Origin of the sequence: Paenibacillus elgii NBRC 100335 (assembly GCF_004000865.1) — a bacterium.
GTDB classification, from domain to species: domain Bacteria; phylum Bacillota; class Bacilli; order Paenibacillales; family NBRC-103111; genus Paenibacillus_G; species Paenibacillus_G elgii.
Genome location: NZ_BIMB01000046.1, coordinates 45,873 through 58,139 on the forward strand (window position 1 = coordinate 45,873; position 12,267 = coordinate 58,139).

The window sequence follows — 12,267 nt, forward strand, 5'->3', positions numbered from 1 at the left end:
GATCCCCCTCCGCGTAATTTCTGCTTGCGGTTGCATAGTCTTTAGCCGGTCACGATACCATTCGTGGCCCGAGCGGATTTTTTAACGGTTGTACTAACCATTGTTGACAACATTCTCCTCGGTTATTCGAAAAAATGTTTTTTCAGAACATTCCGGAGAACCAAGTCGACCACTCCAAATAGTCGATCACGAAGCGGGCGATCTGATACCCTAGCGCGATCGAGAGCAGGATTTGCAGCATTTTGGCCTGGGCGCTTTTGGGGCGTCGCAGCATCATCTCCAGCTTCAGCTCCTGCAGAGCCCACCAAGAGACGCCGATGAATACGAGGACGACCACAATGTTGATCATCCCTTTGAGACCCATCGACGCGCTCATTTGATCCAAATAATCCATGGAAGCATTCCCCGCTTTCACCGAAATGTTCCGCCAGTCCGGAAAAAGCCACGTTAGCCGCTTCCGGACCCGGTTTATTTCAGAATCCCCATCAGCATCTGGACGAATTCGGCCCGGGTTGCCTGCTGCTCGGGCCGGAACGAGCCGTCTGCATAGCCGCCGATGAGTCCTTCGGCTTTCATCTGCTTGAGCAGACCGGTGCCCCAGTACTCTTCATCCACGTCGGTGAACGGAAGAGCGCCTCTTCGTTTGCCCGTCATGTTCATGCTGCGTGCCAGCATCGCCGTCATCTCCATGCGAGTGACCGGCTGGTCCGGCGCAAATGTACGATCCGGGTAACCTTCGATAATACCCGCCTGTGTCGCCCGGGCCACATGATCGTAAGCCCAATGCGTCTCCGGCAAATCCGAGTAGCTAATCGCTTTTTGCTTCGACAGCCGGAAAGCCCGCGAGATAACCGCCGTCGCTTCGGCACGGGTGATCGGCCGGTTGGGCTGGAACGTATAGTTGTCGTATCCGTTAATGACCTGTTTGCCCGTCAAATTCAAGATCGCATTTTGCGCCCAATGCCCTCGAATATCGGTATAGCCGCCGATCAGCGGCTTGGCGTTAACGAGCAGCTGATACATGCGGTTATCGAACGGGCGGTTTGCAGTCAGCTTCAGATAGTACGTCCCCGGCTTGAAGCGGCCGGACAGCTCCTGCGAGTCGGATGAGCCGTTGTTCATTGAAGTCGCCATCGAATTCATCGAACCGTCGTATAAATGCATATACATGCTCACGCCGGAAGGGATGTCGCTAAGTCCGACCCGAACGAAGCTTTCCTCGTCTACCTTGAACTGGAACCAATCCACGTCGTCCGACTTATCGATCAGACCGTTATACGGAGTATCCATCGAGATGGCGGTCGCTTGATAAGAGCGGTTGTTCGGTTCGTTCGGATCGATCAGCTTCGCGTCGTACTCGATCGCGAGCGTATATTCGCCAACAATCGGATTCGTATAATCCTTCACGTTGGTCACCCGAATGTAGTAAGTGCCGGGAAACACTTCGGGCAAGTTGTACGACTCCGTTGCGCCGTCGTCTCCTTCGTCGATCGTCACCGACTTCTCTCCCTGCTTTTGCACGAGAAGCACCGGGTCGATTCGTGCCGTATCGGTCGTCACATGAATACGCATCGAACCGGTTTGCTGAACCGGAAATTCGTACCAGTCCACATCGTTGTATTGGTGAAATGTTCCCTTGACCTTGACGCTCCGGGAAGGCAGCACGAATGCTTTGAACTGGCGGTCGTTGTCTTCGTACGGATCGCGGTAAATATCAAAGGAAGTCGTGAGCCCGTAAGGTGTGTCCACTTTGCGGTTGCGGTCGCTCAGCTGGAGTTGAAAATAGCTGCGCCCCTTCGTTACTTTGAACGGAACCGTCTGGCCTCCTTGCACGGTTTTGGTCGTCAGCACGCCGGAAGCATCCGTATGCTGGACGTTCACCGATAAACTGCTATCAAGCTCCAGCGTAACATTTACGGTTCCATCGTAAGAAGCATCCGTGGCATACCAGTCGTTGTCCGAACCGTCCGAGAAGGACGCGGTAATTTTTTTGCTGACGGAGATCACTTTGGCCTGATCCTTACGGTTGTTCGGTTCATACATGTCGGCCAAATAAGGCTCATTGAGCAACCAGTCTACCCGAAGTAAGCCGTAGCCGGTGCCCGGATTCCAGCCTTTTCCGGTTAAGTCCTCCGCGGTTTGGCGGATCTTTTGACGAATCTGATACGCTTTCATCTCCGGATTCCGTCCCCACAACAGTGCGGCCGCAGCCGCGACTTGGGGCGCAGCCATCGACGTCCCGTCCTTCGCTTCGTACGAGCCGCCTATCGCCGTCGTGAACACATCCCAAGGCGCGACCACGTCGACCTCCGGTCCCGTGTTGGACAATTCGTTTACCGAACCGTTGGCATTCACTCCGCCAACCGCGAGGACGGTAGGATACGCCGCCGGATATTTAACGCGGTTGCCTTCGTTGCCTGTAGCGGCTACGAGCAGCACGTCTCTTTCCTCCGCGTACCGTACGATATCGTTCATGTAGGCGGAGTATTTATTGAGGCCGAGCGAGAGAACAACAATCTTGGCGCCATGATCGACGGCATAACGAATCCCTTCGCCGAGCTTCTGCTCGCCGCCGGACCCGTCCGCTTCAAGCGCTTTGATCGGCATGATCCGGCCATTCCACAGCATGCCGGCAACGCCCCGGTCGTTATTTCCTACAGCACCTATGACACCCGCTACGTTGGTGCCGTGGCCGTTGTCATCCGTAGGCTGCTGTTTCGGATGAATCAAGTTGACGCCCGGTACCAAATTGGGTTTCAAATCGGGATGCGCCAAATCCACTCCGGTATCGACGACCGCGATAATCATGCCGCTGTTGCTCTGCGTCACATTCCAGGCTTCGTTCATATGAATTTGCTTAAGGTAAGTCTGCTTAGGATAGAACGGATCATCCGCATCCAAGGCATAAACCGTACCGGTGCTGGTGAGGAAAATCGTGAGGCCTAAGAATGATGAGTATATTGTATGTTTAAGATGTATGCTGTTCATCGCATTCAGAATCCTTTATCATGATTTTCTTCAGCCTAACCCCATTATCTCATTCTAAGCTTTAAGCCGAATCCCTGCAACTGGAATTGAAAGCCTTAGAACAAATTTTCACCATTCAGACATATACGCCGAAAAACCCCGCCTTTCCGGTCAAGGAAAAGCGGGGTTTGCATGGGCGAGTGGAACCATACGTCCACCCGGACTAGCTAAATATGAACAAATCCTGCGTAAGCGAGAAGATGCGCTCCAAGTAGCCGAGCACCCAGTGCGGGAACAATCCGAGCACTACGCTCGCGGCTACGCACAGCCACATCGTTATGCTAAGCGGAACACTCGTGCGGATCGGCTGCACTCCGTCCTCACTGCGCATGAACATTTGGCGGATCAAGCCGAAGTAGAAATAGTACGAAACGACGCTCGTTCCGATCATGACCGCCGCAAGCCAGTAGTGCTGCGTTTGCAGCGTGCCGAGCAAGATGTACAGCTTCCCGAAGAAGCCGCCGGACACCGGCAGCCCTGCCAAGGACAACACCAGCAGCACGGCCGCGACAGCCGTTCCCGGCGCCCGGTAATACAAGCCGGCCAAGCCTTTGATCTCGTCGTCGCCCGTCGAGCGTTCGATGATCATCAGCACCGCGAAAATCCCGATGTTCATGAACAGATAGGCGATCAGGTAAAAAGCGAACTCGGCGAAATTCGAATAATGCATCATTGAGAACTGAATCGCGATCGGCACCATCAAGTAGCCCGAGTTGGCAATCCCGGAGTAGGCCAGCAGCCGCTTCATGTTCGTTTGCCGCAGAGCAACGAAGTTACCGACGATCATTGCAGCGGCCGCCACGACCATTAGCGATAGCAGGACGTCCTTATGGAATGGAAGATTCATCAGATCCCCGATCGCATAGACGTTATATATGAACCGGAACAGAATCGCAAATGCCGCCGCCTTCGACACGACCGCGAGAAATGCGGAAACCGGCGTCGGCGCTCCTTGGTATACATCCGGCGCCCACATATGGAATGGCGCCGCCGCCACTTTGAAGCCGAAGCCCGCAAGCAGCAGGAAAAAGCTTAAATAAACGAGCGGGAGCATTCCATGAGACGCTTGCCCGAGTCCCGCGTTAATTTCCTTGATCACCGTCGAGCCTGTCATACCGTACAAGAAGGACATTCCGTACAAAATGACGGCTGACGATACACCGCCCAGCACAAGGTATTTGAAAGCTCCCTCGTTCGAGCGCTTGTCTTTTTTGCGCATGGCTACCAAAATATACGAGGTGATACTGAGCAGCTCCAAGCCGACGAAGATGGTGATCAGATCGCCGGACGAAGCCATAATCATACCGCCGAGCGTGGCAGGCAGAAGCAAATAATAAAATTCGCCAATATGCGGAATTTCATCTTCTTTTACCGAGCCAATGCTCATTAGCGTAATCAGCCCGGCTCCTGCCAGCAGCACCAGCTTCAGGATAGCCGCAAAATCGTCGACCCGGTAGCTGAAGTTCAGCAGCTGCTTCGGTTCTGCAGGATTGAGCTGCCCGGCCGCAAATACAGCAGCAATAATAATGCCCACCAGCGACAGCCAGCCCAGCCAGGTCCGGTTCATCTGACGCGGCAGCAGCAGGTCCAGCAGCGACAACACCACAGCGGCGGCGACAAGCGTCAGCTCCGGAGCCAGCAGACCCAGATCACTTAGCTCAAGACGTATCGGTTCCACCGGTCTAACCCCCTATCTTCGCAGAAACGCTGTGAATGAATTGATCGAAGCTGCTGACGGTTTGATGCAGCGGGTTGCTCAGCACGCCCGGGTAAATCCCGAGTACCACGATGAAAGCGACAAGCGCAATCATCGGAATCGCTTCGATCAGTCGTGCGTCCCGCATCTCCGGCAGCGTCGTCTTCTGCGGTCCGTACGTGATACCGAGCACCCCGCGAAGCACGTAGACCGCAGCCAGAATGATCCCAAGCGCCCCGACGGCGGTAATGATCTTATACTTTTCGAACAAGCCCAGGAAGGCCAGGAACTCGCCGATGAAGCCCGACAATCCGGGCAGACCGAGCGATGCCATCCCGGCTACAAGCAGAATGCCGGAAATGAACGGCACCGATTTGGCCAAGCCGCCCAGTTGGTCAAGCTCCGTCGTCTGCGTACGCTCATAGATGCTCCCGACAAGCAGGAACAGCAGCGCCGAGATGAGACCGTGAGAGACGAGCTGGAATACGGCTCCTTCCAGACCTGCCGGGTTAAACGCAGCAATGCCGACCAGCACGATGCCCATATGGCTAATACTGGAGTAGGCCAGAACCAGCTTGAACTCCTTTTGCACGAAGGCCAGAATCGCACCGTACACGATGTTGATCACACCGAGAATCGCCAGTACGGCAGCCCACTGCACCGCCTGCTGCGGGAACAGCAGAATCCCGAAGCGGATCAAGCCGTAAGCGCCCATTTTCAGCAAAATGCCGGAGTGAATCATAACGATCGACGGCGGCGCTTCCGTATGTACTTTCAGCATCCACGTATGGAACGGGAAAATCGGCAGCTTGATGCCGAAGGCTACGAGCATCATCAGGAACAGCACCCATTTCATCGTTTCGCTCAAATAGAACGGGTTGCCCTCCAAATCGCCTTGATTCACATACGAATCTGCGCTCTGGAAGAGATGCTCCATAATCACGTTAATGTCCCCGGAATAATGAATCGAGATGCCATTATCGCCCATCGTTTGGCCGAAGCCCGCCGTACTGACGAGGATGAGAAAAGCAATCAGCATAATCGCCGAACCGATTCCGTTATAGATTAAGAACTTGTTTGCCGCCCGTTCCCGGTCCATATATCCCCAAATGCCGATCAGGAAGAACATCGGGATTAGCGTCAGCTCGAAGAAGACGAAGAACAAGAACAGATCCTGCGCCATAAAGACGCCGAACATGCCGGTTTCGAGGAGCAGGAACCAAATAAAATACGATTTCCAACGCTTCTTGATGTACACCGAAGCCAGCGCAGCCATTGTTGCGACTATCGCGGTCAATAAGACGAGCGGCAGCGAAAGACCGTCAATAGCCATCGTATACTTGAACTCGAAGAAGTAAGCCGTCAATTGACTGAGTCCCTGCGTCTCTTTGTTCAGCGGAACGAGTATCCACGGTACCTCTTCTCTGAACTGCATGCCTTCGAGATTATGGTTGAACTGCCCGTAAAGCCAGGCGGACAGCACCAGCGGAATGAGCGTCGCGACAATCGCCGTCGCTTTGATCCACTGGCCCTGCGTCTTAGGCATAAACATCAGGATCAGCACACCGATGAGCGGCGAAAAAGCGATGAGCGATAAAATAGGAATACTATCCGGCATCGATGAACCTCCTTCCCGCAATGGCCAGCATCAAAATCAACAGCCCGAGCAGCGTGATCAGCCCGTACGATTGTACCTGTCCGTTCTGCATCCGGGACCCGAGACGTCCGAGGCCGGTTACGGTATAGGCGGCCAAACGAACAACGCCATCGACCACGTAGACGTCGAACAGGTGCAGCAAAGACCCGATTCCCTGAAGCGGACGCACGATGATCGCTTGATATAGCTCATCGATGTAATACTTGCGGTTAAGCAGCCGGTACAGCCAAGGCACACCAGCCGTGAAGGCATCCGCCGAAATCACGCGCTTGAGATAGACGAGATACCCCAGTCCGATCCCGAGCAAACCGACGACATTGGACATCACCATGACGAACCAGGAAGCATGCTCTTCTTCCGCATGTCCGGTCAGCCACGAGCCAAGCCACGGATTGAACGGCGTGAAGACGAAGCCGGCCACGACGGCAAGAACCGCCAGCACGATAAGCGGGAAAGTCATGGAGCCGGGAGATTCGTGAACCGGACCGTGATTTTCCTTTTGCCGGGACTTGCCCATGAACACCAGAAAGAACAGGCGCGACATATAAAATGCCGTAAAAAATGCTGCGATCAGCCCGACCCAGAACAATCCGGTATGTCCGGTGTTATACGCTTCAGCAAGAATCGCATCCTTGGACCAGAAGCCGGACAGCGGCACAATCCCGCTGAGCGCAAGCGCGCCGATGGCGAACGTCCACGCCGTAATTTTCATTTTGCTGCCGACGCCGCCCATCTCATGAATGTTCTGCGTATGCACCGCATGAATGACGCTGCCTGCGCCGAGGAACAGCAGCGCCTTGAAGAACGCGTGCGTGAACAAGTGGAAAATGCCGGCCGTATACGCCACGGTCGTGCCAATACCCAGCGCCATCATCATATAGCCGAGCTGGCTGACCGTAGAATAAGCCAAGATCCGTTTAATATCGTTCTGCGCCGTACCAATCGTGGCGGCGAAAATCGCCGTAAACGCCCCGACCGTAGCGACCACGGTCAAAGCCACGGGCGATGCCGTGAAAATATCAAATGTCCGCGCTACGAGATACACACCAGCGGCGACCATGGTCGCGGCATGGATCAGCGCACTGATCGGCGTCGGACCTTCCATCGCATCCGGTAGCCACGTGTGCAGCGGGAATTGGCCGGATTTGCCGATGGCGCCGACGAAGATCAGAATGGCGATCCAAGTCGCCATATCGCCGGAAATTTTTCCGCCGGACAGCGCATTATGAATCGAGCTAAAGTCGAGTGCATGGCTCGGCATAACCCAGAACAGCAGCAGAATGCCGAGAAACAACCCGACGTCGCCGATCCGGGTGACGATGAACGCCTTCTTGGCGGCCGCCCGGGCTTCCGGCTTGAAATACCAGAAACCTACGAGCAGGAACGAACAGACGCCGACCAGCTCCCAGAATATGTAGAACTGTACCAGGTTCTCCGAGATCACAAGTCCGAGCATGGAGAACGTAAACAGGGCGATATAAGCGAAAAACACATTAATTCGCTCGTCCCCGTGCATGTAGCCTTTGGAATAAATATTGACCAGCAAGCTGACAAAAGTCACGATGACCAGCATGAGCGCATTCAAATTCGTAACCTCGAAGCCCATGTTCAACGTAACGTTGCCAAGATGGAGCCATTGCAATTTGTTCCACGTGAAATCTTCAACGTTCCCGCCGATCCGTTCCCAGAAAATAAGGACGGACAGCGCGAACGATGCGAACACGGCCACTATGCTGATATAAACGCCCGTCTCCCGCAAGCTGCGCCCCACCGCCGTTAAAATGAGAAACGACAGCAAAGGGAACAACGGGATGAGCCAAGCGTATTGCGAATAAGCCGATACCATGGGCTTAAGTCCTCCTCCAAGAGATTGCCGCAAGCTTGCCTAAGAACACGATCTCTGATTTCTTGTCCGGATAACCCTTCCCGGTCTCCGGACAAGCGCTTGCGGAAGCTGCGCTATCGCTTCATCGAGTCCATCTCGTTGACATCCGTTGTTCCTTTGTTGCGGTACAGCGCAATCAGTATCGCAATGCCGACAGCCACTTCCGCCGCGGCCACCGTAATATTAAACAGCGAGAAAATTTGCCCGGTTAATCCGGGGTTGACGCCCAGCTTGGAAAAAGCGACGAGGTTCAGGTTGACGCTGTTGAGCATCAGCTCGACAGACAGCAAGACGATAACGGCATGCTTTTTCGACAGCGCTCCATACAATCCGATGCAGAATAGAATCGCTGCCAGCGTCAAGTAAGGCGTAGCCAGCCCGGTAGCTCCCATCCCTCAGTCCTCCTCTCTCTTCGCCACGATGATCGCACCGATGAAAGCGACCGTCAGTAGCACCGACATCAACTCGAACGGGATCACATGGTTGGAAAATAACAACTTCCCGATCTCCATCGTATTGTCCTGCATCGACGGGTATTCGCCGGAAGGAAGCTGCGATTTCTGGATCGCGTAGAAGATGATGCCGAACAGTCCCGCTGCCCCGACGAACAACAGTCCGTTATGCCACGGCCGCTTCGGCTCTTCTTCCTCTTCCTTCGTATGCTTGGTCATCATGATCCCGAAAATCATCAGAATGGAGATGGCGCCCGCATAGATCAAGATCTGAACGACGGCCACAAATTCCGCTTCGAGAACGATGTACAGCCCGGCCAGGCTGATGAACGTCAGCGCCACGGCCACGACCATGTGGACCACTTTGGTGAAGCTGAGCATGAAAATCGCCCCGCCGATGGCAAGCAGCGCACAGATGAAAAATGCGATATTTTCGCCGCGGGACAAAAAGTCGACGATATTTCCGAACATTATTTCGCCCCGCCTTTCGGAAGCGCCGAGTTGTTCTCCTTGCGCACGTTGTGATTGTTCTCGTTCAGCCATTGCAGGTTTTTGAACAAATCGTCGCGGCTATACGTGCTCAGCTCGAAGTTGTTGGTCATTACGATCGCTTCGGTCGGACATACTTCCGTGCACAGATCGCACAAAATGCAAATTTCAAAGTTAATATCGTACGTATCGATCACTTTTCCCTTTTTCTCGGGGTCCGGGTTCGGCTTACCGACCAAATTGATGCACTCCGTCGGGCAAATGCGCGCGCATTGGTTGCAGACAATGCACTTCTCGGGGTCAAAATGCTGGATGCCCCGGAACCGGTCCGGCATTTGAAGCGGAACGTCGGGATAAGCGTAGGTCACTTTTTTCTGGGTCATGGATTTAAAGGTCACGCCCAGTCCCTTCATGATGCCCTTCATAGTCAATCACCCTTTCATCCTCGGCATCCGGCTGCCGGGTCCTTGTTACATCGCAATCGCCATATAGATGGCCGTTACAAAAATATTAACCAGCGCCAGCGGCAGCAGTACTTTCCAGCCGAGTCCCATCAGCTGGTCCACCCGAATCCGGGGCATCGTTGCGCGCAGCCAGAACAGGAAGAATACGATGAACGCAAACTTCAGCAAAAACCAGATGATCCCCGGGATAAAATCGAGGAACGGAAGCGGTGCCTGCCATCCTCCCAAAAATACGGTCGTCGTCAAGCCGGCAATAGCGAACACATAGACGTATTCGGCAAGCATGAAAAAGGCAAAGCGGAAGCCGCTGTACTCGACGTGGTAGCCTGCAACCAGCTCCGACTCGGCCTCAGGCAAGTCGAAGGGCGTCCGGTTCAGCTCCGAAACGGCAGCAACGACAAACACGGCAAAGCCGATAATTTGCGGCAAAAAGTTCCAGTGCCAGAACCCGCCCGCCTGTCCTTCCACGATCGTGCGAAGGTTCATGCTGCCGGACATCATCACGACGCCTACGATGGAGATGACCAGCGGAATTTCGTAGCTGATCATCTGCGCAGCGGAGCGCATTCCGCCGAGCAGAGCATATTTGTTATTGGAAGCCCAGCCGCCGAGCACGATGCCGATGGTGGAGATTCCGGAAAGTGCGACATAGTACAGCACTCCGACGTTCAGGTCGCTGCTGATCAGCCGGTCTGTGAACGGAATGGCCGCAATGACCGTAAACGCAGGAATAAACGTAATAACCGGAGCGAGGATGAAGAGCTCGCGCTCGGCTTTTTTCGGAATCGTGTCTTCTTTGATCAAGAGTTTGAATACGTCCGCGACGGATTGCAGCAGTCCAAGGGGGCCGACGCGATTCGGACCGATCCTCATCTGCATCCAGCCGATGACCTTGCGCTCGAAGTAGATCGCATACGTCACAAAGCCAAGCACGATCAAAAGCAGCACGACGCCCCATGCGAAAAAAATGGCCGTATTCGTCCATGTTAACGGCTCTTGCAATAAATCCGGCATCAGCTATCTACCTCCCCGACAACGATATCGATGCCTCCGAGAATGGTGATCAGGTTCGTCATCGTTTCGCCGACCAGCAGCTTCGGCAGGATTTGCAGATTGACGAATGACGGTCTGCGGAATTTCAGGCGGTACGGCTTATCTTTTCCTTTGGAAATAATATGGCAGCCGATTTCGCCGCGCGGCGATTCGATACCGGCATATACCTCTCCTTCGGCGGGACGAAGCACACGAGGCACCTTGCCCATGATCTCGCCTTCCGCCGGGAACTGCTCGACCGCCTGCTCCAGAATGCGCAGCGATTGGGTGATTTCCTCCAGCCGCAGCAAATATCTGGCGTAGCAATCGCCGCCCGTGCTTACCGGGACGTCGAAATCGAAACGATTGTAAATGCTGTAAGGCTGGTCCTTCCGCAGGTCCCAGTTTACCCCCGTACAGCGCAGATTTGCGCCGCTCAGCCCGTAGGCAATAGCCGTCTCCGCGTCGTATTTGCCGACGCCCTTGATCCGGGCCAGAAAAATTTCGTTCCCACTCACCAAATCGTTATATTGGTCCAGCTTGCCCCTCATGTAAGGGACAAACTCGCGCACCTTCTGAATCCAGCCTTCCGGCGCATCCCACTTGACCCCGCCGACCCGCATATAGTTGTACGTCAGCCGGGCGCCGCATAGCTCGTTGAACAGATCGATAATAATCTCCCGGTCGCGGAACGCGAACAAGAACGGGCTCATCGCCCCGATATCAAGCAAATACGTGCCCCACCAGACCATATGGCTGGCGATCCGCTGGAGTTCCATCACGATCAATCGCAAAAATTCTGCGCGCTCCGGGATTTCCAACTGCATGAGCTTCTCCACGGCATTGACAAGCACGTAATTGTTCGTCATCGCCGATACATAGTCCAGCCGGTCGGTATAAGGAATAATTTGGGTGTAGGTTAAATTTTCGGCCAGCTTCTCCGTTCCCCGGTGCAGGTATCCCATGACCGGGATTGCTTCCGTGATGATTTCGCCGTCGAGCTTGACGACGATCCGAAACACTCCATGCGTACTCGGATGCTGCGGGCCTACGTTCAGCAGCAGTTCTTCCGTTCTAATGGCCAAACTTCATCACACCTCCGGGTCGAGCGGCTCATAATCTTTGCGCAGCGGATGACCGATCCAATCGTCAGACATCATAATCCGGCGCAGGTCGGGATGTCCCGGAAAATCAATACCGAACAAATCGTAGACCTCCCGTTCGTTCCAATTGGCCGTTGGCCAAATCGGAGTCGCGGAAGGAATGGACGGCGATTCCCGGTCCGTCTTCACTTTCACACAATAATTGCGCTTCGTTTCCAGCGAAATAATATGGTAGGCCACTTCCATATGGGTCTCCATATCGATCCCGGACAAATTGCGCAAATAGTTCAGCTTCAGCTCCTCATGCGTCCGCAGCAGCTCCGCCACGTCCGGCCAGGCCTCGGCTTTAACAGTAACATAGGGAATATGCCCGTCTTTTTCATTAATAAAAGCTTCTTCGACCGCATCGGCGCGAAATTCTTTCAATATCGCCACGAGCCGATCCAGCAGCGGCTGGTTCGG

11 protein-coding genes are annotated in these 12,267 nt (G+C 54.3%); all 11 read right to left on the reverse strand.

What is annotated here, in order from left to right; genetic code table 11:
• Positions 1-142: 142 nt before the first annotated feature.
• Entirely contained in the window at positions 143-394 is a 252-nt protein-coding gene (locus PEL01S_RS26255) for a DUF1146 family protein (protein ID WP_010499421.1), read from the reverse strand.
• Between the two features lie 74 nt (positions 395-468).
• Complete coding sequence (locus PEL01S_RS26260; RefSeq protein ID WP_127462357.1) at positions 469-2,988, reverse strand: S8 family serine peptidase; 2,520 nt, start codon at positions 2,986-2,988, stop codon at positions 469-471.
• A gap of 202 nt (positions 2,989-3,190) precedes the next feature.
• Positions 3,191-4,705, reverse strand: coding sequence for an NADH-quinone oxidoreductase subunit N (locus PEL01S_RS26265; protein WP_127462358.1), 1,515 nt, complete (start codon positions 4,703-4,705; stop codon positions 3,191-3,193).
• 4 nt (positions 4,706-4,709) lie between these two features.
• Positions 4,710-6,341, reverse strand: a complete 1,632-nt coding sequence (locus tag PEL01S_RS26270; protein WP_063183361.1) for a complex I subunit 4 family protein — start codon at positions 6,339-6,341, stop codon at positions 4,710-4,712.
• Entirely contained in the window at positions 6,331-8,226 is a 1,896-nt protein-coding gene (gene nuoL / locus PEL01S_RS26275; protein WP_127462359.1) for an NADH-quinone oxidoreductase subunit L, read from the reverse strand. Before nuoL ends, PEL01S_RS26270 begins: the two co-directional genes overlap by 11 nt.
• 113 nt (positions 8,227-8,339) lie before the next feature.
• On the reverse strand, positions 8,340-8,657 hold the full coding sequence (nuoK, locus tag PEL01S_RS26280) for an NADH-quinone oxidoreductase subunit NuoK (protein WP_010499416.1): 318 nt from the start codon (positions 8,655-8,657) through the stop codon (positions 8,340-8,342).
• 3 nt (positions 8,658-8,660) lie between these two features.
• Positions 8,661-9,188: an NADH-quinone oxidoreductase subunit J gene (locus tag PEL01S_RS26285; protein WP_063183367.1), complete on the reverse strand. Its 528-nt coding sequence runs from the start codon at positions 9,186-9,188 to the stop codon at positions 8,661-8,663.
• The gene (gene nuoI / locus PEL01S_RS26290) at positions 9,188-9,631 is read right to left on the reverse strand and encodes an NADH-quinone oxidoreductase subunit NuoI (RefSeq protein ID WP_090672266.1); all 444 of its coding nucleotides are present in this window, start codon (positions 9,629-9,631) and stop codon (positions 9,188-9,190) included. The genes PEL01S_RS26285 and nuoI overlap by 1 nt, the downstream gene beginning before the upstream one ends.
• Positions 9,632-9,676: 45 nt before the next feature.
• On the reverse strand, positions 9,677-10,684 hold the full coding sequence (nuoH, locus tag PEL01S_RS26295; protein ID WP_063183373.1) for an NADH-quinone oxidoreductase subunit NuoH: 1,008 nt from the start codon (positions 10,682-10,684) through the stop codon (positions 9,677-9,679).
• Entirely contained in the window at positions 10,684-11,787 is a 1,104-nt protein-coding gene (locus PEL01S_RS26300) for an NADH-quinone oxidoreductase subunit D (RefSeq protein ID WP_063183376.1), read from the reverse strand. Before PEL01S_RS26300 ends, nuoH begins: the two co-directional genes overlap by 1 nt.
• A 6-nt stretch (positions 11,788-11,793) precedes the next feature.
• Positions 11,794-12,267, reverse strand: a 474-nt coding sequence (locus tag PEL01S_RS26305) for an NADH-quinone oxidoreductase subunit C (RefSeq protein ID WP_174807010.1), incomplete at its 5' end; no start/stop codon positions are given.